The 22,307-nt window shown below is 68.8% G+C and carries 26 protein-coding genes; 6 read left to right on the top strand and 20 right to left on the bottom strand.

The features are described 5' to 3' along the window. Positions 1-10: 10 nt before the first annotated feature. The 10 genes from G6N51_RS20280 to G6N51_RS20235 form a co-directional block, all read right to left on the bottom strand. A complete protein-coding gene (locus G6N51_RS20280) occupies positions 11-967 on the bottom strand; it encodes an alpha/beta hydrolase (RefSeq protein WP_083173631.1) in 957 nt (318 codons plus the stop codon). Next, the gene (locus G6N51_RS20275; protein ID WP_083173630.1) at positions 964-2,469 is read right to left on the bottom strand and encodes a flavin-containing monooxygenase; all 1,506 of its coding nucleotides are present in this window, start codon (positions 2,467-2,469) and stop codon (positions 964-966) included. Before G6N51_RS20275 ends, G6N51_RS20280 begins: the two co-directional genes overlap by 4 nt. Further along, positions 2,466-3,194 (bottom strand): SDR family NAD(P)-dependent oxidoreductase, encoded by a 729-nt coding sequence (locus G6N51_RS20270; protein ID WP_083173629.1) that lies wholly within the window; start codon positions 3,192-3,194, stop codon positions 2,466-2,468. Before G6N51_RS20270 ends, G6N51_RS20275 begins: the two co-directional genes overlap by 4 nt. After that, positions 3,191-3,589 (bottom strand): nuclear transport factor 2 family protein, encoded by a 399-nt coding sequence (locus tag G6N51_RS20265; RefSeq protein ID WP_083173628.1) that lies wholly within the window; start codon positions 3,587-3,589, stop codon positions 3,191-3,193. The genes G6N51_RS20270 and G6N51_RS20265 overlap by 4 nt, the downstream gene beginning before the upstream one ends. Then, positions 3,586-4,347 carry an HpcH/HpaI aldolase family protein gene (locus tag G6N51_RS20260; protein ID WP_083173627.1) on the bottom strand — a complete coding sequence of 254 codons (762 nt, stop codon included), beginning with the start codon at positions 4,345-4,347 and terminating at the stop codon, positions 3,586-3,588. The genes G6N51_RS20265 and G6N51_RS20260 overlap by 4 nt, the downstream gene beginning before the upstream one ends. Next, complete coding sequence (locus tag G6N51_RS20255; RefSeq protein WP_083173626.1) at positions 4,344-5,312, bottom strand: zinc-binding dehydrogenase; 969 nt, start codon at positions 5,310-5,312, stop codon at positions 4,344-4,346. Before G6N51_RS20255 ends, G6N51_RS20260 begins: the two co-directional genes overlap by 4 nt. A 1-nt stretch (position 5,313) precedes the next feature. Continuing rightward, positions 5,314-6,489 carry a cytochrome P450 gene (locus tag G6N51_RS20250; RefSeq protein WP_083173647.1) on the bottom strand — a complete coding sequence of 392 codons (1,176 nt, stop codon included), beginning with the start codon at positions 6,487-6,489 and terminating at the stop codon, positions 5,314-5,316. A gap of 62 nt (positions 6,490-6,551) precedes the next feature. Next, a complete protein-coding gene (locus G6N51_RS20245; RefSeq protein ID WP_083173625.1) occupies positions 6,552-7,256 on the bottom strand; it encodes an NIPSNAP family protein in 705 nt (234 codons plus the stop codon). Further along, on the bottom strand, positions 7,253-7,846 hold the full coding sequence (locus G6N51_RS20240) for a hypothetical protein (RefSeq protein ID WP_083173624.1): 594 nt from the start codon (positions 7,844-7,846) through the stop codon (positions 7,253-7,255). The genes G6N51_RS20245 and G6N51_RS20240 overlap by 4 nt, the downstream gene beginning before the upstream one ends. Before the next feature lie 136 nt (positions 7,847-7,982). Further along, a complete protein-coding gene (locus G6N51_RS20235; RefSeq protein ID WP_083173623.1) occupies positions 7,983-9,152 on the bottom strand; it encodes a CaiB/BaiF CoA transferase family protein in 1,170 nt (389 codons plus the stop codon). A gap of 182 nt (positions 9,153-9,334) precedes the next feature. On the opposite strand from G6N51_RS20235, the gene G6N51_RS20230 reads away from it, so the two are divergent. Both G6N51_RS20230 and G6N51_RS20225 read left to right on the top strand, forming a co-directional pair. Beyond that, positions 9,335-10,066: an SDR family NAD(P)-dependent oxidoreductase gene (locus G6N51_RS20230; RefSeq protein ID WP_083173622.1), complete on the top strand. Its 732-nt coding sequence runs from the start codon at positions 9,335-9,337 to the stop codon at positions 10,064-10,066. A gap of 50 nt (positions 10,067-10,116) precedes the next feature. Then, the gene (locus G6N51_RS20225; RefSeq protein ID WP_083173621.1) at positions 10,117-10,791 is read left to right on the top strand and encodes a DUF427 domain-containing protein; all 675 of its coding nucleotides are present in this window, start codon (positions 10,117-10,119) and stop codon (positions 10,789-10,791) included. Here the strand turns inward: G6N51_RS20225 and G6N51_RS20220 are convergent. The 4 genes from G6N51_RS20220 to G6N51_RS20205 all read right to left on the bottom strand — a co-directional run bounded on the left by G6N51_RS20220 (position 10,788) and on the right by G6N51_RS20205 (position 14,623). After that, the gene (locus G6N51_RS20220; RefSeq protein WP_083173620.1) at positions 10,788-11,516 is read right to left on the bottom strand and encodes a ZIP family metal transporter; all 729 of its coding nucleotides are present in this window, start codon (positions 11,514-11,516) and stop codon (positions 10,788-10,790) included. The two genes, G6N51_RS20225 and G6N51_RS20220, sit on opposite strands and share 4 nt — an antisense overlap. A gap of 108 nt (positions 11,517-11,624) precedes the next feature. Continuing rightward, the gene (locus tag G6N51_RS20215; RefSeq protein WP_083173619.1) at positions 11,625-12,806 is read right to left on the bottom strand and encodes an acyl-CoA dehydrogenase family protein; all 1,182 of its coding nucleotides are present in this window, start codon (positions 12,804-12,806) and stop codon (positions 11,625-11,627) included. Beyond that, the gene (locus G6N51_RS20210) at positions 12,806-13,726 is read right to left on the bottom strand and encodes an LLM class F420-dependent oxidoreductase (RefSeq protein WP_083173618.1); all 921 of its coding nucleotides are present in this window, start codon (positions 13,724-13,726) and stop codon (positions 12,806-12,808) included. Before G6N51_RS20210 ends, G6N51_RS20215 begins: the two co-directional genes overlap by 1 nt. Positions 13,727-13,741: 15 nt before the next feature. Beyond that, the gene (locus tag G6N51_RS20205; RefSeq protein WP_083173617.1) at positions 13,742-14,623 is read right to left on the bottom strand and encodes an acyl-CoA thioesterase; all 882 of its coding nucleotides are present in this window, start codon (positions 14,621-14,623) and stop codon (positions 13,742-13,744) included. A gap of 132 nt (positions 14,624-14,755) precedes the next feature. Between G6N51_RS20205 and G6N51_RS20200 the strand changes: the two genes are divergently transcribed. The 4 genes from G6N51_RS20200 (at position 14,756) to G6N51_RS20185 (ending at position 17,538) form a co-directional block, all read left to right on the top strand. Continuing rightward, positions 14,756-15,232, top strand: coding sequence for an SRPBCC family protein (locus G6N51_RS20200; RefSeq protein ID WP_083173646.1), 477 nt, complete (start codon positions 14,756-14,758; stop codon positions 15,230-15,232). A 64-nt stretch (positions 15,233-15,296) separates the two neighbouring features. Further along, positions 15,297-16,118 carry an SMP-30/gluconolactonase/LRE family protein gene (locus tag G6N51_RS20195; RefSeq protein WP_083173616.1) on the top strand — a complete coding sequence of 274 codons (822 nt, stop codon included), beginning with the start codon at positions 15,297-15,299 and terminating at the stop codon, positions 16,116-16,118. A gap of 12 nt (positions 16,119-16,130) precedes the next feature. After that, positions 16,131-16,967, top strand: a complete 837-nt coding sequence (locus G6N51_RS20190; protein ID WP_083173615.1) for a thioesterase family protein — start codon at positions 16,131-16,133, stop codon at positions 16,965-16,967. Positions 16,968-16,995: 28 nt separating this feature from the next. Then, on the top strand, positions 16,996-17,538 hold the full coding sequence (locus G6N51_RS20185; RefSeq protein ID WP_083173614.1) for a TetR/AcrR family transcriptional regulator: 543 nt from the start codon (positions 16,996-16,998) through the stop codon (positions 17,536-17,538). Here the strand turns inward: G6N51_RS20185 and G6N51_RS20180 are convergent. From G6N51_RS20180 to G6N51_RS20155, 6 genes are all read right to left on the bottom strand, one after another. Further along, positions 17,535-17,885 (bottom strand): hypothetical protein, encoded by a 351-nt coding sequence (locus G6N51_RS20180; RefSeq protein ID WP_083173613.1) that lies wholly within the window; start codon positions 17,883-17,885, stop codon positions 17,535-17,537. The genes G6N51_RS20185 and G6N51_RS20180 overlap by 4 nt on opposite strands. 36 nt (positions 17,886-17,921) lie before the next feature. After that, positions 17,922-19,262, bottom strand: coding sequence for an FAD-binding oxidoreductase (locus G6N51_RS20175; protein ID WP_083173612.1), 1,341 nt, complete (start codon positions 19,260-19,262; stop codon positions 17,922-17,924). An 18-nt stretch (positions 19,263-19,280) separates the two neighbouring features. Beyond that, positions 19,281-19,874, bottom strand: a complete 594-nt coding sequence (locus G6N51_RS20170; RefSeq protein ID WP_232078573.1) for a DNA-3-methyladenine glycosylase I — start codon at positions 19,872-19,874, stop codon at positions 19,281-19,283. A 17-nt stretch (positions 19,875-19,891) separates the two neighbouring features. Then, positions 19,892-20,836, bottom strand: coding sequence for an aldo/keto reductase (locus G6N51_RS20165; RefSeq protein WP_083173610.1), 945 nt, complete (start codon positions 20,834-20,836; stop codon positions 19,892-19,894). Between the two features lie 25 nt (positions 20,837-20,861). Next, positions 20,862-21,587 carry an isochorismatase family protein gene (locus tag G6N51_RS20160; protein WP_083173609.1) on the bottom strand — a complete coding sequence of 242 codons (726 nt, stop codon included), beginning with the start codon at positions 21,585-21,587 and terminating at the stop codon, positions 20,862-20,864. A gap of 103 nt (positions 21,588-21,690) precedes the next feature. Continuing rightward, complete coding sequence (locus G6N51_RS20155) at positions 21,691-22,281, bottom strand: TetR/AcrR family transcriptional regulator (RefSeq protein WP_083173608.1); 591 nt, start codon at positions 22,279-22,281, stop codon at positions 21,691-21,693. Positions 22,282-22,307: the final 26 nt, after the last annotated feature.

The following is a 22,307-nucleotide window of genomic DNA, read 5'->3' as shown; positions in this document are numbered from 1 at the left end:
GCCCGTGCGCTCAGGGTAGGGGCGAAGGTCCCGCGCCCGTGGTGTGCAAGGCGGCCCGCAACGCATGGCCCTGCAGCGTGAACAGGCGCTCGGATACCGACCAGTCCGGCAGCAGCGAATCGAATCCATGGCACGTGCGCGCGAACACGTGCAGCCCGGTCGATACCCCGGCGCGGAGCAGCCGCTGCGCGTAGTCGATCGCTTCGTCGCGGAACGGATCGATCTCCGCGCACGTGATCAGCGCCGGCGGCAGACCGTCGAGCCGGGTCCGCCGCGCGGGCGCGGCCGATGCCGATCCGGACGTCTCGCCCAGGTAGTGGCCCCACATCAGGTCGGCCGCCTCGCCGTCGAACGCCGGGCTGGTGCGAAATTCCTTCTTGGACGGGGTGGTCCGATCGTCCAGGACGGGTTGGTGCAGCAACTGGAAGGCGACCGGCGGCAGCGCCCCGTCGGTCGCTGCGTGCGCCAGGCCCGCCGCCAGGGTGGCGCCGGCGCTACTGCCGGCGACGCCGAGCCGGGCCGGGTCGACGCCGAGTACACCGGCGTTGGCCACCACCCATCGCAGCACGGCGCTCGCGTCGTCGAGCGCGGCCGGGTAAGGATGCTCCGGCGCCAGCCGGTAGTCCACCGACACCACCGTGCACCGGCCGCGGCGCGCGAGTTCCACGCATTGGCGGTGGTCGGTGTCCAGATTTCCCAGCGCGAAGCCGCCGGCATGGCAGTAGACGACCGCGGGTGCCGGTGTGGGGCCGCCGCGATAAATCCGCACCGGTACCGGGTACTCCGCGGGCACCCGGTCCTCGGTGACCTGGACGCCCCGCGTTTCGGTTTGTTGCGCCGCCGCGCGGCGCCGCTCGTTGAACGGATCGCGGGTGAGTTGGATTGAGCCGAAGGAGAAGTCGGTTCGGGTGGTCGCGATGGCCCGCAGTTCGGGGTCGAGGCGTTCGGTGCCGTCCGGTACCGTCATCGAGTTTCCCTGTCCGACGCCGTAAGCGCGCCGGGGACCGAGTCGGCTGGCGCCTCGAAGCGGAAGTCACCCGGGCGGAAACGCCGTGTCATGCCCCAGAAGCTCCGCGCGCTGCGCGGCCACTGCGTCACCACGCGGCCGTTTGCGGCGCGGAAGTAGTTGCTGCACCGGGTGGTCCACACCGTGCCGACCATCCACCGGTCGATCTTGGCGACGAAGTCGGCCAGTGCGGCGGGGCGCACCGCGATGTAGGTCTTGCCGTTGCGCCGCATGTGTGCGAGTGCGCGCACGATGTAACGCGCCTGTGCCTCGAGCATGAAGATGACGCTGTTGGAGCCGACGTTGGTGTTGGGGCCGTACAACATGAAGAAGTTCGGGAATCCCGGTACCGCCATGCCGAGGTAGGCGTGCGGCCCCTCCCGCCATGCCTCGTGCAAGGTGATGCCGCGTTCCCCGGAGACGTCGAGCTCCCCAAGATAGTCGGCCGCGGCGTAGCCGGTCGCGCACACGACCACGTCGACCTCGCGTTCGGTGCCGTCCTCGGTGACCACGGAGTGTGCGCGCAGGCACCGCGCCGGGCTGGTCAGCACCTCCACGTGGGGCTGGGTCAGGGTGGGCAGGTAGTCCGAGGAGAACACCAGCCGCTTGCAGCCCATGGGGTGGGTCGGGGTGAGCTTGCGGCGCAATTCCTCATCGGCGACGGACTTTTCGAGTAGGGCGAGCGCGACGGCCGTGAACTCATGGGTCTTTTCGCTGCCGTGCTCGATCACCGAGATGTTGGATTCGCTGCGCAGCCACAGCCGGGTCCGGTACAGCTTCTTGGCCCACGGCACGTGGGCGAAGACCCAGCGTTCGCGGCGCGTGTAATGCCGGTCCGGCTTGGGCAGGATCCAGGTAGGCGATCGCTGCACCGAGTAGACCTTGGCGGCCACCTTGGCCAATTCGGGCAACAGCTGCGACGCCGTCGATCCGGTGCCCAGCACCGCGATCCGCTTGCCCTCGAGCGGGATCGAGTGATCCCACCGCGCCGAGTGCATCACCGTTCCGCTGAACGGTTCCTCCTGCACGAGGTCCGGGAGAAGTGGGCGGGTGAACAGGCCCACGGCGGAAACCACCACGTCGAAGTGGTGGCGGCGACCCTCGGTCGTGGTCAGGCACCACCGCCGCGTGTCGTCCTCCCACCGCGCGGAACGGATCTCGTTGCGCAGCTTCAGGTGTGGGCGCAGCGCGTACTTGTCGGCGCAACGCTGGAAGTACGCCAATATCTCGGGCTGCCCCGACCACAGCCGCGACCAGTCCGGGTTCAGGTCGAACGAGTACGAGTAGAGGTGTGACTTGACGTCACACGCCAGTCCCGGATAGGTGTTGACCCGCCAGGTCCCGCCCACGTCGTCTTCCCGGTCGAAGATGGTGAAGTCCCGAAACCCGGCCCGCGAGAGCAGGATCCCCAGGGCCAGGCCGCCGGGCCCGGCGCCGATGATCCCGATCGTCGGGCCGCTCATCGGATCTGCACGCACTGGCCACCGTCGACTACCAGCTCCGACCCGGTGATGAACGACGCATGCTCGGAGACCAGGAACGCGACCGCGTCGGCGATCTCGCTCGGCTGGCCGATCCGCCCGAAGGCCGACGACGCGGCGAGCCGCAGTTGGGTGGCGTCATCGAGCATCGGGGTCGCGATCGGTCCGGGGAACACGGCGTTGACCCGGATGCCGAGGGGAGCCAGTTCGGCCGCGGCGTTCTGGGTCAGGCCGCGCAGGGCCCACTTCGCCGAGCCGTAGGCGGCATGGTGGGGGAAGGGGCGGATGGCGCCGGTGCTGCAGATGTTGACGACGGCCGCGTGCTGCGCCGCGCGCAGGTGGTCCAGCGCCACGTGGATGCCCAGGAACGCGCCGAAACAATTGACCCGCCAGGAACTCTCGAAGCCTTCCGGCGTCTCGTCGGCCAACGAGGCGCGGTGCAGCACGCCGGCGTTGTTGACCAGTGTGGTCAGCGCCCCGAACCGGCCGATCGCGGTGTCGACGGCCGATTGCCATCCTGATTCCGACGTGACGTCGAGTTCGATCGCGATCACCTCGGCGTCGCCGAGTTCGTCGACCACGGCGGCCAGTTCGGGTGCGCGACGATCGCAGGCGGCCACCGAATAGCCGTCCGTACGTAGGCGTTTGGCGATGGCCCAGCCCTGGCCGCCGGCAGCGCCGGTCACCAGTGCGACGCGTTGACTCATGATGACGTGACCTCCGGGGTGTCGGACAGGCCGCGGCTGGTGACGAAGTGGCAGCGGCGCCGCCGGAACCGCCACCGCCCGCCGGTGCGCACCAGTTCGTCGTCGTAGAGGGCGGGTCGCAGCTGCAGGTCGCCCGCCCGGACGAACAACACCTGCGACCGCGCGGTTGCGGTGTCGCCGCGGACGTCGATCCGCGACACCCCGGTCAGGTGCAGCCCGCGCGGGGCGTCCCGGAACATTTTTCCGATGCCGTCATGCCCGGCGAAACACCGCCCGTAGACCCGGAATTCGGCGTCCGGGAGGAACAGCTCCAGGCAGTCGTCGACGTCACCCGCGTCGAGCGCGAGGGCGTAACCCGCAAGCAATTCGCGGATCTCGGTGTGATCGTCGGTCATGGTTCGGTCGCCTCGCGCAGGTACTCGGCGGCACCCCGGCGCAGCGCGTGCGATTCGGCCGTCAGGGTGATCATGGAGAACCCCAGCTTCGCCATGGCGCGGCCCGTCGCGCCGTTCCCGGCGTGAATGCCGGTGACCAACCCGGCCCCGGCGGCCGCACGGTGGATTCGCACGATGGCCTCCAGCACGGCCGGGTCCCTCGTCGCGCCGTCCACGTGCACCCCCAGGGAGAGGGCCAGATCCGCCGGCCCGACGTACAACCCGGCGAGCCCGTCGACGGCGCAGATCTCGTCCAGGCCGGACAGCGCCGCCGCCGTCTCGATCATCGCGAACACGCTGACCCGGGATTCCAGCGCGGCTGTGTCGCGGCCCAGTCCGGCGCGCAGCGGGCCGAAGCTGCGGATACCGGCGGGCTGGTAGCGGGTGGCGGCCACCGCCGCGGCGGCCTGGTCCACCGACTCGATCATGGCGATGACGACCGCGTCGGCGCCGGCGTCGAGCACACGCCCGATCGGTGCGGCGTCGGCGTTGGGCAGGCGCACCACGGTGCCGATGGGTAGGTGCTCGGTCCGCCGCAGCATGCCGGCGATGTCGGCGTCGTCGAGGTAGCCGTGCTGGGCGTCGAACCCCACGTAATCGTAACCGGCGCGGGCGAATTCCTCCGGCCCGAGCGCCGTCGGCCCGGTGATCCAGCCGCCCCATATCGGGGTGCCCCGGTTCAGCGCCCGCTGCAATGCGCTCTGCGAGTTGTCGGTCATTCTGCGATCGCGATCTTGACGCGCTCGGGGTCCGGCCGGCAGGCCAGCTCGAACGCGCCCTGCACGTCGTCGATGCCGAACGTGTGCGTCAGGTAGGTGGCGAGCAGTTCGGGATGTTCGGCGGCGAACTTTCCCGCGAGCTCCAGCACTCGCCGCCGGTCCAGTGTCACACCGGATTTCAGCGTCAGGTTGTTGCGCAGCATGCTGCGCATGCTGATCGGATAGGCGTCGTCGTCGGCGACGCCGAAATAGAAGACGGTGCCCCCGGGCGCGGTGGCGTCGATGGCGTGGCCCAGCGTGGCGACCTGGTGACCGACGGCCTCGATGACGATGTCGGCGCGGTCGTGGGCGGCCAGCCGGCTCACCCAGCGGTCGCTGGTGGCGCGCACCGGGTCGTCGACGCCGAATGCGGTTGCCAGACTTGACCGGTCGATGGGGTCGACCCCGGTGACGCGCCGCGCGCCGGCCGCCTTGGCGACGTAGGAGAACAGCAGGCCGATGGAGCCCTGGCCGATGATCGCCACGTGCTTGCCGGCCAGCTCCGGCAGCTGCTCGCAGGCGTAGAGGACGCATGCCAGCGGTTGCAGCCCGACGGCTTGCGCCGGGGTCAGCGACGGGTCGTACGGGGCCAGCCCGTCACCATGGCTGATCACGCGTTCCATCATGCCGTCGAACCCCGAGGCCCAGCCCACCACGCGCTCGCCGGGACGGTGATCGGGGTGGCGGCTGGCGATCACCTCGCCGGCGATTTCATGGATGGGGAAGCCATCCTTTTCGGCCGCGCTGGTTCCGTCGTCGCCCGGAAGTCGGCCACGGGCGCCGCGGAAGGCCGGCAGATCGCTGCCGCAGACACCGGCGGCCAAAAACCGCAACAGCACCTGGCCGTCGGCGAGGCACTCGGGTGTCCGCTCCGCGATCGTCGTCCGCTCGAACAGGTAGGGGGCGATGATCCGGTAGGACCACACGTCAGACCTCCACCGGGATGTTGTTCCAACCCCACTGGAAGCTGGAGGGCAGCCGCCTGGCGGCGCCGGCCTGGATCGCGAACTCGGGTACCCGGCGTAACCATTCCTGTAGCAGCACAGCGACTTCCAGCCTGGCCAGGTGGTAGCCGATGCAGAAGTGTTGGCCGCGGCCGAAGGCCAGCGAGCGACGGATGGGCCGGTCCCAGATGAACTCGTCGGGTTCGGGATACTCCCGCTCGTCGCGGTTGGCCGAGGCGAGCAGCGTGATCACGCGCTGGCCGGGCCGGATGGTCTGGCCGTGGATGGTGAAGGGCTTGCGCGCGGTTCGGGCGAACCACTGCGCCGGCGCGCAGAACCGGATCATCTCCTCGCGGGCGACGGGCACGTTGTTCTCGGGGTCGGCGCGCACCGCCGCCATTTGGTCAGGCCGCCGGCCGAGCTCCCACAGCCCGTGGGCGACGATCTTGGGTACCGTCTCGGTGCCGCCGATGAAGATGCACAGCATCTGGGTGGCGACTTCGACGTCGTCGAGCGGGCTGCCGTCGGGTAAGCGGTAGCCGAGCAGGCCGTCCACCACGGCGAGCGGCTGCCCGGACTGGTCGGCGCGGCGGCGCCGAACCGCCGGCAGCAGGTACTCGAAGTAGTTGGGCCGGGCTTCGGCGGTGTCCACCCCGACGCCGGGCTCGGCGAGGCTGCCGGCGTTGACCGCGGCGAGCACCCGCGGTGCGAGATCGGTTGAGATGCCCAGCAGTTCGCAGACGACGGACGCCACGACGATGCCGCCATAGTCCTGGGTGAGGTCGAACGAACCGCGCGGCAGCAGCTCGTCGAGGCGCTCGTTGGCGAGCTCGCGGATTCTGCCCTCCCAGCCGGTGACGGACCTGGGCCGCAGCGGCTGGGAGTGCGCACGCCGGATTTCCGCGTACAGATCGGTGTCGAACACCGCGTGAAACGGCAGCGGGTGCAGCGGCGGGTCGGCGACCGGGCCGGAGTTGTGCTTGGCCAGGACGGACGCCGCCGGCAGGGTGCCCTCCGACGCGACGAACGTTCCGTCGTTGACCTCCAGCACCTGCCAGATGTCCTCGAATCGGGACAGGGCGAAGGTGTCCCACTGCGGCATGTAGTACACGGGATGGTGGTCGCGCAGGATTCGGTAGTACGGCAGCGGGTTCGCCATCACCCGCGCGTCGAAGGGGTCGTAGGTGAAGTCGGTGACGTCCACGCGTGCTCGCTGCCCCGTCACTGCAGCGGCGACGGCGGTAGGGCCTGCAGGATGGAATCCTCCCAGCCGTCACGCAGGGCGGGTGCCACGCTCATCCAGGTGACGATCTCTGCGGGCGGGCTTTCCTTCCATGAGGGGTAGTGGTTGGCGAAGCATTCCCAGCCGCCGTCCAGCGCCCAGTAGTGGATGACCTCGTTGTAGCGGAAGGTCGTGGTGAACGAGCCCAGCCAGCGTTTGCCGGTGCGTTCCGACCACGGGACGTAGAGGCGCTCCAGTTCGCGGATGTAGTCGTCCTGGCGTCCCGGCTTGGTCTGCATGATCTCCTGGATCACCAGCGGCGCAGCGAAATTGGCCTCGCGCAGCTGGGCGAGGGTCTTGTTGCTGGGCCCCGGGTACATGATGCGGCCTTCGCCCGCGGCGCCGATGTCGGCCAGGAAGGCCGCCCATTTGCCGGCCGCGGCCTCGTGGCTGCCGCCGCGGGCCTGGGCGGCCCCGATCCGCGCGTAGTCGGCGAACCCGTCGATCTCCCAGATGATCGTCACCTGCGGCCAGTGACCGTTGTAGGGCGTGCTCTCCCAGATTGCGAACAACCGCGCCCCGAGCTCGTTCATCATCGGCCGGTAGGTGTCGGAGAACACCTCGGTGAAGCAATCGCTGCGCCCGGAGCCGAGCGAGATGGTCTCGTGCAGGTAGAGCAGCGTGTGGCGGTAGTACTTCTTCATCGGTCGAGCCGGACCAGCCCCGAATCGATGCGCTCGCAGGTCGCCAAGTCGCAGAGCAGCGCCTCGGTGGAATAGACCGTGGGGCAATCGATCCCGGACGCCGCGAGCGCATGGCCCTTGAACCTGCGTGCCGCCGCGCTGAGGGCATATTGCGCCCTGGCCACCCCGCGATCCACCCGCAGTGGCCAGCCCGAAGGCAGCTGACCCCACAACGCGACTTCGGTCAACCGGTCGTCCAGCGACGTGAGCACCACGTCGCGCACACGGGCGTCCGCGGCGAACGCCTCGGCGCTCACGGCCAGGCTCTGACTCGTCCAGCCGGGACCCGTCGCGGCGAACTGCTCCTCCAAGTCCGCCGCCCGCACGCCCAGGATCCGCAGGGACCGGGCGTCGGCGCCATCCGGCAGGAGCACCGTCACCTGCCAGCCGGCCATCGCCCGGTCGTAGAGCCAACCTCCGGCCGATCGGACGACGTCGAGGGCGCTGACCGCGATGACGTCGAGCCGATATCGCAGACACTCCCGGTCAGCCCGGCCGGCTCGGGCGTCGACCCGGCTGCCTTGCCTGATGTCGAACGTTGACGTGACCATTCAATCCGTTCCTCACCGCCGCACCGAAACCGTGCATTGGCGCTTGCCGCAACGCTTGTCCTGGGCCGTGGCCGCTCACGCGGCACACCGGACAGCGTGACACTTCAGAGCAATTTTGTAAAGGCGCGACCGGTGGTCACGAACCGCGGCGCGCCTTGAGTTCGGCGAGCACATCCTCGGTGTGCTGCCCGAGTTCCGGTGCCGCAGAACGGGGCGCCCACGGTGTGCCGTGGAAATCGGCCGGTGTGGCCACCATCGGAACGCCGGCTTCCCCGTCCGGCACGTCGACGATGCCGCCGGCCGCGTGGAATTGCTCGTCGGCGACGACGTCTTCGAGGCTGTTGACCGGCGACCAGAAGAAGTCAGGTTCGCCCGCGAAGACCTGTGCCCATTCGTCGAGCGTGCGGGTGGCGAAGATCGCGTCCAGCTCGGCGATCAGTTCGACAGCGTTGGTGAACCGCGCGTAGGCGTCGCGGAACCGAGGATCCTCCAGCCATTCCGGATGACCGACGACACGGCACAGCGGCGGCCAGTGCCGATCGACTTCGAGGCCGACGATCCAGAATCGGCGCCCGTCGGCGGTCGCGTAGTTGTTCATGCACGGGTTGCCCATCGTTTCGCGTTGCCCGATCGCGATCGGCTGGCCGGTCAGCAGATAGGTGTTGAGGTCGAAGCTCACGGTGTAGGCGCCCTGGCGATACAGCGAGGTGGTCACCAGCTGACCGGTCCCGGTGCGTGCGCGGGCGACGAGCGCCGCGCAGATGGCCGCCGCCAGCGTCATGCCGGCCGAGTGGTCGCCCATGCCGCCGCGCTGGAACGGCGGCGTGTCGCCGGGGCGGGTGAGCAGATGCGCAACCCCGGCCCGCGACCAGAACGCGGCCACGTCGTAGGCGGGCCGGTCCGCGTCGGGCCCGGTTTCGCCGTATCCGGTGATCAGCCCGTAGACCAGGCGAGGATTGCGGGCCGACACCGACTCGAAGTCGAGCCCCAGGCGTTGCAACGCCCCCGGCCGCACATTCGTCACGAAAACGTCTGCGTCGCTCAGCAATTCGAAAGCGGTGTCATGGCCCTCGTCCTCCGCGAGATTCAACACGATGCTGCGCTTGGAGCGGTTGTCCATCTCGAACGGCGGATTGACCCCGAGGTCGCAGCCGAGCATCCTGCCGAACAGCCGGCCCGGGTCGCCGCTCGGCGGCTCGATCTTGACGACGTCGGCGCCCCAGTCGGCCAGGATGCCGCCGGCGGCCGGTCCGGCGACCCACACTCCGAGCTCGACGACCTTGACACCCTCCATTGGTCCCGCCATGGCTACGTTCCTACCGGTTAGCGCGGCCGAGCGCACGCATCCTGGCATGTCGCGCACTCCTGATCTGCCGATCGATGATTTCGCGCGCCCCGACGCATCCGAATACATGCGGGCCTCGACGGCTCGCCGCGGTGAGCCCCACGAGAGGCGCGGGCCGCCGGCAATACGAAACGACGAGGGAGATGATCATCGTGACGACGATCGCAGGAAAAGCGATTCTGATCACCGGCGCCAACCGCGGCATCGGGCGTGCGCTGGCCGTGGAGGCCTTGAACAGGGGCGCCCGACGGGTGTACGCCGGCACCCGGAAAGCCTTGGCGGGCAATGGCGACGCCCGCGTGACGCCGTTGACGCTGGACATCACCAACGCCGCGGATCTTCGGGCGGCAGCCGAGCAGGTTGACTCCCTCGACATCCTCGTCAACAACGCCGGCCTCGCGCTCTACGACGACTTGAGCGACCCCTCCACGCTCCGACGGCACCTCGAGGTCAACCTTCTCGGCACCTACGCCGTGATCCAGACCTTCCTGCCGCTGTTGGCCCGATCCGCCGGATCGATCGTCAACAACCTGTCGGTGAACGCGTTGGCCCCCCTGCCGATCATTCCGGCCTATTCGGTCTCCAAGGCCGCGGCGTTCTCCATGACGCAATCGCTGCGTGTCATCTTGGCCGAGCGGGGGGTGCGTGTTCATGCCGTCCTGACCGGGCCCGTGGACACGGATATGACCCGCGGCCTGGACATACCGAAAGCCTCGCCGGGATCGGTGGCGCATGCCATCTTCGACGGAGTCCAGAACGACGATGACGAAATCTTTCCCGACCCGTTGTCACGGTCGTTGGCCGAGCGCTGGGGCAGCGGCGCCACCAAGGTGCTTGAACGTCAGTACGCGGCGCTGCTCGGTGCGGACCACTGACCCGGTCCCGGCGTACACCGGCTCAGCCGACAGAGGTCTAGCCTCACACCATGAGCCTGGTAGCCGGACGCGGTCCACTCAGTGGTGATCCGGCCGGGCGGTTTTCACCGCCGCTGCCCGCCGACGTCGTGTTCATCGAGCCCCATCCGCGCCGCGTGCAAGCGGTGCGCGACGGGCGCCTGGTGATCGACACCGAGGGGACGCTGCTGGTGCACCGGCGGGGCCAACCGCTCGGCTACGCCTTCCGGGCCGAGGAGGTCGGCGACCTGCCCACCGAGCCCGAGCCAGCGGCCCCGGGCTTCGTGCACGTGCCCTGGGACGCCGTCGACACCTGGCTGGAAGAGGGCCGTGAACTCGTCCACTACCCACCCAATCCCTACCACCGCGTCGACTGCCGTCCCACCAAGCGCCGACTGCGTGTCTCGATCGCCGGCACGGTGCTGGTGGACACCGAGGACACCGTGATCGTCTTCGAAACCTCGTTAGAACCAAGGCTTTACGTCGATCCGGCGCACGTGCGCACCGACCTGCTGCGTCGCTCGGATACGTCGAGCTACTGCAACTACAAGGGTTTCGCCAGCTACTGGTCCGCGGGCGATGTCGAGGACGTCGCGTGGAGCTACCCCGATCCGCCGCCGGAAAGTCTTCCCATCAAAGGATTCCTGAGCTTCGACGCCACCCGCGTCGATGTCGCGGCCGAGCTGCCCCCAAGGCGCCTCGCCTAACTCGCCAGGCCGACGATCGCCAGCATGAACAGCACACCGCCGATGGTGCAGCCCAAAGTCATGGGCGTCCGACGCCCGGCATGAGCCCGCGGCAGGATATCGGCGCCGCCCAGATACATCAGAAAACCGGCGAAGAACCCCAGATACAACCCGAGCAGGCGATGGGGAATCGTCACGGCAAGCGTGAGAGCCGCGCCGGCCACCGGCGCCACCGCGTCGGCGGCCAGCAGCGCCAGTGCCCGCCGGCGGTCGTTCCCATAGAGCGAAGTGATGGTGTAGGTGTTGAAGCCGTCCGCGAAATCGTGGCCGATCACCGCCACCGCCACCACCGCGCCCGCCCCGGCCCCCGCCTGAAAGGCGGCGCCGATGGCGAATCCGTCCATCAGGCTGTGGCCGATCAGCCCGGACGCGGCGAGGATCCCGACGCCGGGCGCGTCCGGAAAATCCGCATCATCCGCTCCGTGGCCGCGATGGATGCCGACCGTGTGCTCGACGACATGCAGGACCAGAAAGCCGACGACGAACGCCACCAGGGGGGCGGGTATGCCGAACATGCTCCACGACCCCTGGCTCAGCGCTTCCGGCAGCAGGTCGAAGGCCACGGCGCCGAGCATCAGCCCGGCGGCCAGGCCCAGCACCAGGTAGCGGTAGGAACCGATGCGCAGCGCCGCATAACCGCCCAGCAAGGTGGTGGCGAACGAACCGAGCGCCACCAGAACAACCACTGCGGGCCACCTCTCTGCCACCGGCACTCGGTGAAACCGTAGCGCCCTCGAAGCAGGTTGGCGCGGCTGAACGCAGCGTGCGCGTTGGTGTACGCGCGACGACCCGCGTCAGCCGCCGTAGCTCGGTCGTCCCAGCTTGAGTTCGTGCTGGGCGATCATGTTGCGGAACACCTCCATGGTGCCGCCGTAGATCCCCAGCGGCAGCGCCAGCCGGTAAAGGTGTTCTGCCGCACCGTCGGTCGCGGAGCCTGGAGTTTCGGTGGGCAACGCCGACGCGGCTCCCAGGATGTCCATCAGATCCGGGGTGACGTCGCGCATCGTCTGGGCGACCGCGACCCGCCCGAACATCCCGGGCGTGGACAGCGCCGCCTCCATCCGCGCGACGCCGCGGCCGAGCCGGTATTTGACCGAATCGTCGTCCAGCGGCCGCCGGCCGCCCGGGCCCGGTCGAGCGACGACCGCCGCGACCGCGTCGACCACCTCGGCCATCACGTCGCCGTGCGCCGCCATCGCGGCAACGTATTGCAGGCCATGGTCTTCCCGGTCCACGATGCCGTGCTCGGAGTCCAGCGCCGCGCGCATCACCGTCCACCCGCCGTTGACCTCTCCGATGCGGTGCAAGTCGTCGACGCGGACGTCGCTGTAGTAGACGATGTTGGTGCGGTCGCCGTCCAGGGTGCGGATGCCCCGGATCTCGATGCCCGGCGAGTCGAGTGGCACCAGGAACATGGTCAGGTTCCGGTGTTTCGGGCCCTGGGGGTCGGTGTTGGTGAGCAGGAAGACGTAGCGAGCGTTCTGTGCGTTCGACGTGAACATCTTGGAGCCATTGATAATCCAGCTAGATCCATCCGCTTCCCGCACCGCGCGGGTCTTGCAGGTGGCGACGTCGGAGCCACCCTCGGGCTCGGTGTAACCCAGGCACAGCCGGATCTCCCCGGACAGCACGCCCGGAAGGACGCTGTCGGCGAGCTCGGGCGCCCCGAATTGGCGCACCAGCCGGGCGACGACGGACGTGGTACCCCAGTGATACCACGGCGTGTGGGCCCGGGCGATCTCGAGCTGAAAGATGCGTCGACGGACCGGGCTGAATCCGCCTTCGGACTCCAGCTTCCAGTCCGAGGCCAGGTAGCCGGCTTCGCCCAGCGCCAGATGCACGTGCTCGTCGAAGTTTTCGCCGAACTCCAGCTGCCGGTGCAGCACCTCGTCGGTGACGTGCTTCTCGAGGAACGCCCGGGTCTCGTCGCGGAAGGCGCGGTCCTCGGGTGAGAGGTCGACGCGGGAGAAGTCCATCAGGCCGCGTCGATCACGAGGGTTCGGAAACGGTCGAGGGTTTCCAGCGCGTGCGCCATGCTGTCGCCGGGCAGGTGGACGCTCACCCACGTCACGCCCGTCTTCGCCAGCTTCTCCAGGCCGTCGAGGTAGGCGTCGGCGTTGAATGCATCGTCGGCGGGGCTGCCGCCGTCGAAGCTGGTGAAGGTGACGTCGATCGCCGACCAGTCCCGGCCCGCGGCGTCGCACCGGCGCCGCAGGTCGTCGATGCCCTCGCGCAGGCGTTCCACCGAGTCGATGACCGCCGTACCCGCGGTCTGGGCCAGTTGGGGCGGTGCCGGGAAGGGGCACCAGCCGTCACCGTATTGCGCCACCCGCTGGCGCGCCGAGGACGTGTTGCCGCCGATCCAGATCGGCGGGTGCGGGTCGCTCACCGGGCGGGGGTGCGCGGTGATCCCGCGGGCGCTGAAATGCCTTCCCTCGAAGGTGATGTCGTCACCTGTCCAGACCGCGCGGATCACCTGTAGGGCTTCCTCGAACAGTTCGGCGCGCTCGTCGTAGCTGACCCCCAGCGCGGCGAACTCCCGTTTGAGGTAGCCCACCCCCACCGCGAGCGTGAACCGGCCACCGGAGAGCAGGTCCAGTGTGGCGCCGGACTTGGCCACCACGAACGGGTTTCGGTACGGCAGCACGACGATGTTGGGGATCAGCCGTAGCGTGCTCGTCGTCGCCGCCGCGAAACCCAGTGCGACGAAAGGGTCCAGCGCGTCATGGCCGCCGGCTTCCAGCCACCGCTGCGAGGGCGCCGGGTGGTCGGTGAAGCCGAAGCCGTGGATGCCGGCCGCCTCGGCGGCCGCGGCCACCTTCCCGATGCCGTCCCCGCTCACCAGCTCCGGGTTGTACGGGTGGCTGTGCATCGGGTGGGTGATGGTGAAGTACATGAACGCGACCAGCCGCTAGAACCGTGCGCGGGAATCGATCGCGGTGTCGGTGGTGCGCAGCGGCCGGATCAGCGCCTCCTGGGCGAAGGAGCACAGCAGCTCGCCCTCCTCCGAGTGCACCGTGCCGCGCACGTACGACATCCCCGCGCCGACCTGGGTGCTCTCGTGGGTGTAGAGCAGCCACCCGCCCCAGCGCACCGGCTCGTGGAACGCCACCGAGATGCTCATGGGCGCGGTCGACACGGTCAGGTGCGCCTGGGCGGTGCCGATGCCGGGGTGCGCGCGCATGGTGGTGGAGATCCCCAGATGCCCGGTGAAGTACGCCAGCAGCGCCTTGGCCAGGTCGTCGCGGGTGGGGATCGGGTCGTAGTTCAGCCACGCGTGAAGCTCCGGCGGCCCGACCTCGTCGGGGCTGTTGACGTCGACGACGTCGACCAGGCGCAGTTCCCGGCCCACCATGGGCATCGGCGAGGGGATGGCGTCGGCGGGCGTGGCCACGTCGGGACGCGGCAGGTGATGGCGGATGACGTCGTCGGTCGGCACGTCGGCCAGCACGGTGATGCTCAGGCAGCGCCGACCGTTCTGGTGCACGGCGACAACCGCGGTGGCCGTGGAGCGGCCCTCGGCGACGACGTCGAGGACGAGTTCGATCGGCGGGCCGACGGTGACGGCGCGGGAGAACACCGCGTGCGCCGAGCGGACCGACTTGTCCGGGAAGCGTTTGGCCACCGCGACGATCGCCTGGGCGAGCACCTGGGTGCCCTCCACCACCTGTCGTTCGTCGCCGGCGGCGATACCGGTGTCGCCGGTGAACCGGTCTTGCCCGTCGGGCTGCACATCGAACAGATCCAGCAGGCCCTGCACCGTCCACTCGGTCTGCTCAGATTCCGTGGTCAATTCCGCTCCGCCTCTCGCGCTAGCCGCTCACGGCTCAGCGTGACACTTTGCGTAGGATTTGTAAAGGTCGGCTAACAAGCCCACGGCCGAGTGGGTCGATTTACCGACGGAACACACACGGAGGCAATGCAATTGGGTATCGTGACCAGCACTTCGGAGACCGCATTCACCCAGTCCGCCGAGACCGTCTACGACTTCGTCACCAACCCGGAGAACTGGACCAAGACCTATCCCGGCAGCGCGCACATCGGCGGCCTGCCAGAGCTGCCGTTGCGGGTCGGCGACACCTGGGAGGAGGCGGGTCCCGACGGTGACCGGATCTTCACCTGGCAACTGGCGGCCGCCGTGCGCCCGGAGCTCTTCGTGTTCACCTCGATCGGGCGGCTGGGCCACGATCGCCAGGGGAACGGCGGACTGGAGGGCCGCATCACGGTGGCGTACCGGTTCACCAGACCGGGGCAGGACATCACGCTGTTCTCCCGGACCATGACGATCGAGGCACCCAAGCACGCCCCGCTGCCGGATCAGCTCTTCGCACAGGTCAATCCCGCGAAGATAGATGCCTACCACGAGGCGGTCGCGCGAGAACTCGCCAAGTCGCGAGATTGACACCGGTACCCGCGGTGCGTGACACTTTGGCGGTGTTTTGTAAAGTGGAAGATGGCGTGCGCGGATGATTCCCGAGCCGCTGGCCAACGGCTTCTGCTTCGGCGAAGGGCCACGCTGGTTCGAGGGCCTGCTGTGGTTCTCCGACATGCTGGGCGAGGCGGTGCACACCTCCACGATGGGGGGCTCGCTGACCACGTTGCCGCTGCCCGGGCATACCCCCTCGGGTCTGGGTTTCCGGCCCGACGGGTCGCTGTTGATCGTCTCGGCCGAAGACCGCAAGGTCCTGCGCTACGACGGTGAAACCGTCGACACCATCGCCGATCTCGCCGAGCTGGCCCCGGCCAACCTCGGTGACATGGTCATCGACGACGTGGGCCGCGCCTACATCGGATGCCAGGCGCGCAGCGGCGGCTCGATCATCCGCCTGGATCCCGACGACAGCACCGCCACCGTCGTCGCCGAAGACCTCGACTTTCCCAACGGCATGGTGATCACGCCGGACCGCGCAACCCTCATCGTCGCCGAGTCGATCGGCCGGCGGCTGACCGCCTTCACCATCGGCGCCGACGGCGGGCTGGCCGAGCGCCGCCCGTTCGCCGACGGCCTCGACGGGCCGCCCGACGGCATCGCGCTCGACGCCGACGGCGCGGTGTGGGCCTCGATGACCCTGGCCCACCAGTTCGAGCGGATCGTCGAGGGCGGCGCCGTGACCGACCGCATCGACATGGGCGAGCGTGTCGCCGTCGCCTGCGCGCTCGGCGGCCCCGAGCGCCGGACACTGTTCTTGTTGTCGAGCACGGAGGCGTACCCCCAGCGCCTGATCGGCACCCGGCTGTCGCGGCTGGATGCCGTCACGGTGAGCACCCCCGGCGCCGGCCTGCCCTGACGAGAGGTGACGATGACCGACTCCTATTACGAGCTCATCGACGGCGCGGACCCGCTGGGCGAAAAGTTCCGGGCCACCGACCTGGCGCGCGGCACCTGGTCGGCCGCGATCCAGCACGGCGGGCCGGTGTCGGCCCTGCTGGTCCGCGCCCTGGAGCGGTGCGAACAGCGCGACGACACCCGCCTGTCGCGCGTCGTCATCGACCTGCTGGGCGGGGTGCCCGCCGAGGGCGACCTATGGGTCGGCTCGCAAGTCCAGCGCGGCGGGAAGCAGATCGAACTCGTCGGCGCCGAGATGCTGGCCCCCGGTCCCGACGGCGAACCCCGGCCGGTGGCGCGCGCCAGCGGATGGCGGCTGCAAACCCTGGACACCCGGGCCGTGGCCCACGCCGCCGCGCCGATGCCCGGACCGCGCAGCGAGGCGCGCAACCGCAACCTCAAAGCCCGGGACTGGGACCGCAACTACGTGCACAGCCTGGACTGGCTGTGGTTGACGGAGCCGCTCAGCGAGGGCCCGGGCGAATCGTGGATCCACCCCACCGTGGACCTGGTCACCGGCGAGACCATGACGCCGCTGGAGCGCCTGTTCGCGGTGGCCGACTGCGCCAACGGGATCGGCAGCAAGCTGGAGATCACCCGGTGGACGTTCCTCAACACCGACCTGGCCGTGCACGTGTTCCGGGTTCCCGAGGGTGAGTGGATCGGCATTCGCGCCGAGACCAGCTACGGCCCGGACGGCATCGGGACCACGATCGGCACGCTGTTCGACGAGCGGGGCGCGGTCGCCGCCATCCAGCAGTCGGTGCTGGTGCGCCCGCGCCCGGGCAAGTCCGGCCGGGAGGCGAAATGACCCTGGACGACTTCGTAGAGTTGCAGACATGAGCAGTCCGGCCCAGACCACCGAGCCTGACACCTCGACGCGTCAGCGCATCCTGGACGCCACCGCCGAGGTGCTCGGGCGCAACGGCAAAACCAAGCTCAGCCTGTCCGACGTCGCCGCCCAGGCCGGGGTGTCCCGCCCGACGCTCTACCGCTGGTTCGCGTCGAAAGAGGAACTGCTGTCGGCCTTTTCGAGCTACGAGCGCCAGATCTTCGAGAGCGGACTGGTCCGGGCCACGGCCGGCCTGAAGGGGGTCGACAAGCTCGACGCGGTGCTGCGTTTCATCGTCGAGTACCAGCACTCGTACTCCGGGGTGCGGATGGTCGACGTCGAGCCCGAGCACACCATCGCCCAGTTCTCCGGGGTGATCCCGCAGATGCGTGAGGGCCTGCAACGCCACCTGCCCGGACCCAACGCCGCGGTGAAGGCGGCGACCGTCATCCGGATCGCGATCTCGCACTACATCGTCCCCAGCGACGACGCCGAACAGTTCCTGGCGCAGCTGCGGCACGCGGTCGGCATCAAGGCGCCATCCGATTAGTCGAGCTGCACCGCGACCTTGACGCGGCCCTTCTCGTCGCGGCTGGCGATCGCGTGTCCGGTGCGGTCGGCGCCGTCGAAGTTGAGCAGCGTGATCGGACCGCCCTCGCCGAGAAAGTTTCGCCACCATGTCTTGCTGTCGGGCGACATGACGTTGATGACGATGCCGCCGCCGGAGCGGCGGTACCCGACCGGGGTCTGGATCGTCTTACCCGAACGCCTGCCGACGTAGCGAATCTTGATCAGCCCGCGCCGTACCAGTGGCCCGACGACGGGCGCGTCGATCATGCCATTGAACAAATTGTTGACGATTCCGACGATGGGCGTGTCGAAGATCCCGGATGCCATGGACCCCAGCGTATGTCAGACGGCGCGTAAGAGCGATCAGTCGAAGAGCACCGCGGCGTTGAGGTACCCGGTCGGGTCCAGCGCGGCCTTGATCGTCCGCATCGCCGCGATGTCCGCGGGCTCGCGCGACATGCCCAGGTAGCCCCGCTTGCGCGTGCCGACGCCGTGCTCGGAGCTGACGTTGCCGCCGGATCGCGCGATGAGCTCCATCATCGGCGCGTACAGCGCCTTCTCCCGCTCGACCGGGCAGCGCAGCACGTTGAGGTGCAGGTTGCCCTCGCCGATGTGGCCGAACAGCACGGGCAGCGCCTCCGGCGCATGGTCCCCCACCAAAGAGACTGCCTCCCCAGCGAATTCGTCGATCGACGACAGCGGTAAGGAGACGTCGAACTTCAGCGGCGGCCCGTACACGCCGAGCACCTCGGCCAGCGACTCGCGAACCTGCCACAACCGTTGCTGCGCAGCAACATCCACGCCGACCGCAGGCTCGGAGCACAGTCGTGTGCCGTCGAGCAGGCCGGCCAGCCGGTCGGTCTGGTCGTCGTCGCCGGCCAGCTCCACCAGCAACAGCCAGGCACCCTCGACCGGTGGGCCGACGCCCAGGTGTTCGCCGGTCAGGGCGGCCGCCCGGCCGTCGATCAATTCCAGCGCGGCGATGCCGTCGGCGTCCCGGAACGTCCGGCCGGCATCCACCAGGGCGCCGAGCTCGGCGAACCCGCAGATCGCCGTCACCCGCCGAGCGGGGGTGGGATGCAGCCGCAGTTCCAGCGCGGTGATGACACCGAGGGTGCCCTCGGCGCCGACGAACAGCGCCGACAGGTCGTAGCCGGTGTTGTCCCGGCGGACCCGGCTGTGCCGGCGCAGCAGCGCGCCGTCGGGCAGCGCCACCTCGAGGCCGACGACCTGCTCACCCATGTTGCCGTACCGGACGGTGCGCAGGCCGCCGGCGTTCGTCGACGCCATCCCCCCGACGGTCGCGGTGTCCCGGGCGGCCAGATCCACCCCGAATACCAGGCCCGCGGCGCCCGCGGCGCGTTGCACGGCCGCCAGCGTGGCACCCGCACCCACCCGGACGCGGCGCTCGAGGGTATCGACGTCGTCGAGGGCGTGCAGCCGCTCGGTGGACAGCAGTACGTCGTCGTGCTCGGGCACCGTGCCCGCCACCAGCGAGGTGCGGCCGCCTTGCACCGTCACGTGCGCCCCGGCGTCCCGGCACACCCGCAGCACCTCGGCGACCTGCTCGGCCGAACCCGGGCGAACCAGCGCACTGGCCCGTCCCCGATAGCGACCGGTGTGGTCGACGCTGCGGCCCGCGAGGACATCGGGATCCGTGACGACATGGTTCGGTCCGACGGTGGCGACCAAGCTAGGCAGCATGTTCGCGGTTATAGCACCTCACGCCGCCGCGCGGAAACAGCCCTCAAAATGACCGTTCGCAATCCCGACGGTCTGCATGAAAGAGTGGGCGACGACGGGGCCCACCAGTCGAAACCCGGCTTGACGCAACGCCACTGAGAGCCGGTGCGACTCCGGGCTTGCCATCCGGCCATCGACCCAGCCCCTGAGCCGATGGTGTGTGCGCGGTTGATGTTGCCACGCCAGTTGCGACAACGAGTGTTTCGCCAACAGGCGGGCGTTGTGCACCGTGGCTTCGATCTTGCGCCGATTGCGAATGATCGAGGTCTCGGCCATCAATCGGTCGACGTCTTCGGACGTCATTGCCGCAACCGCCGCCGGGTTGAATCCGTGGAACGCCGTGCGTAGGTTGTCCCGCTTGTCGAACACGACCGCCCACGACAGGCCGTTCTCGAAGTAGGTAAGTGCAAGCGCCTCGAGCATCGCCGCCTCGTCGTGTGTGGCGGTCCCCCACTCGTGATCGTGGTAGGCGGTCAGATCGCGGCCCGTTTGGGTAGCCCATCGGCACCGGGTCACCCCGTCGGCGCCGGCTACCACCGTCGCAAGCTGGGGCGGCACGCCGACGCCGGCCATCGCCTTCACTCCGCACCCTAGCCCTGGGGCACTTCGGCGAATCCCGGTTCTCCCGCGTCGACAACGGAATTGAACCGGATCCGAGTTTCGAGACGCTCGTTGATCTCTTGGATCGCGCCCTCGGGAAGCGCGGTGACATCAAAGTTTTCCCGGATGCGCGCGGGCGTCACGGACGCGGTGAGCACCGCGCTGCCGCGCTGGATGCCCCAGGCCAGCAGCACCTGCGCGGGCGTCTTACCGAGGCGCCGAGCGATCGACTCGATGAGAGGGTCGTCGAGCAGCCGCGGTTCCAGTGCGTGGCCGAGTGCGGCGAACGCCAAGAGGACGATCCCGTCCGTCTCGCACATTTCGTGGAGTTCCCACTGGGGGTGATACGGGTGCGACTCAACCTCCACGGCCGCCGGCTTGATGCGAGCGGTTTCCAGGATCTTTCGGGTGCCGTCGGCGTCGATGTCGGAAAGTCCTATCGCCCGCGTAAGTCCCTCGTCGACAAGGTTTTCCATCGCCGCCCAGGTTTCCGGCAAGGTGACTCCGTCGTCGTAGACGACGGCTCCGTGGATGTCGCGGGGGTCTTGGTCGTCGCCCGGCTTGAACGCGAACGGGGTGTGCACCAGATACAGGTCGACCGCGTCCAGTCCGAGCCTGTTGAGGCTGGCCTGCAGCGCGGGCTTCACCCGCTCCGGTCGGTGGTTGTTGTTCCACAGCTTGGTGGTGACGAACAGTTCCTCGCGGCGCACCGATCGCTTCGCGAACAGCTCCTTGAGTGCCGCGCCGACCTCGGCTTCGTTGCGGTACCGCTCGGCGGCGTCGAGGTGGCGGAATCCCACCTCGACCGCGGTCTTGACGGCATCCCGCGTCTTGGAGTTATCGGAGAGCGAGGTCCCAAACCCGAGCGCTGGGATCGCACCGCTACCGTCGTTCAGGCTGAATCTGTGCTGACTGAGGTTCCCATTCGAGGCCATGGTTTTCCGTCTCCTTACATCCTTGTCAAATACTCTTAGGGGCAACATGTCTCGCGAGCAGCGCGACGGCTTCGGCGGTCGTCCAGACGGCGCTGGCGAGGAATCGGAAATTCACCAGGGCGGCCAGGTAACCGTCCCCCTCGGGCAGGCGCGGGCCCGCCGTGGCGTCCTTGACGACGGCGACCTCGAAGCCCTGCTCGATGAGCTCACGCAGGTGGCCTTCGACGCACAGGTTGGCGGCCATCCCGGCCAGGATGACCTGGTTCACGGCGCGCTTGCGCAACTGCAGCACAAGGTCATTCGATTCAGGACCAACGATCTTGTGCGGGGAGGCGATGACGGTCTGCCCGTCGTGGATGTGGCGGGCGTAGGCGGGCAGGAAGTCGGCGCCGGAGCCCGCGAACCCGTCCGTGGTGTATGCGCCCTGACGACCGAACATGCCGGTACCGCTCATGAATTTTTCGAGCGGATCACCGAACAACCACTGCCTGTCGGTTGGGTAGAAGTAGTGCGGCGACACCGCGACGGTGAGGCCTGCCAGCTTCGCGGCGTGCAACAGCTCGCCGATGTGAGCGACTGTGTGGTTGTCGCGGATGCTGTCACCGAACACCGGCCATGCGACACCGTCGGGGCTCAGGAAGTCGATCTGCGGATCGGTGATGACGAGCGCGGCATGCTCGAGGTCAAGCGCAAAACCGGACGGCGGCAACGCAGGGTCCGGTGGATCGGCGTAGCTGGTGGTGTCTTTCATCGGGCTCGTCCTTGCGGGCTGGAGACTCGTATGGGTCTGACTATAGATGACCAGTCGTCTATTTAACAAGCAATGCTGGGCCCGCATTCCTCCCCGCGGGAACTCAGTGCAGAAGCGCCGGCACCGTCACCGCTTCGAAGCGGTCGTAGGGGGTCCGACTGCGGGTCACCTTCCCGCGCAGGGCCGCGCCTTCCCACGCCTCGATCAGCTGCGCAGCGAGTTGCCCCGCCTCGAGATCCCGGCGAACGCCCCCTGCGGCCTCCTGGCCCGCGCGCACGCACTCGGCGAGGGCGTCCTCCCAGCGCTCGAGAATCCGGAGCAGCTCGGCGCGTACCGGGTCACTCGATCCACCGAGCTCAAGCGACAGGTTGCCGACCAAGCAACCGAGGAGGAAATCGCCGGCCTCGTGTTCGTCGGCGAGCGCATGGAAGAAGCGGGTAATCCGTTCCTGCGCCGACCCGTCGGCAGCGAGGATGGGCAGCACCCGCGCCTCGATGTCGGCCCAATAGTGCTCGAGGATCGCCGCGGCAAACGCTTCTTTGCTTGGGAAATAGGCGTAGAACGACCCCTTCGGGACGCCGGCCGCGTCGGTGATGTCTTTGACCCCGCTGGCCGAGAACCCGCGCGCGTGCACGAGGTCGAGCCCCGCTGCGAGCAGCCGGTTGCGCACGTCGGGGTTCGGGGGGCGCGGCATGCCGTAATATTAGCCGACCGGTCGCC

The organism is Mycobacterium paraseoulense (assembly GCF_010731655.1).
Taxonomy (GTDB): Bacteria; Actinomycetota; Actinomycetes; order Mycobacteriales; family Mycobacteriaceae; genus Mycobacterium; species Mycobacterium paraseoulense.
The sequence above is the reverse complement of the archived record's forward strand: the minus strand, read 5'-3'. Positions and strand labels throughout refer to the sequence as shown.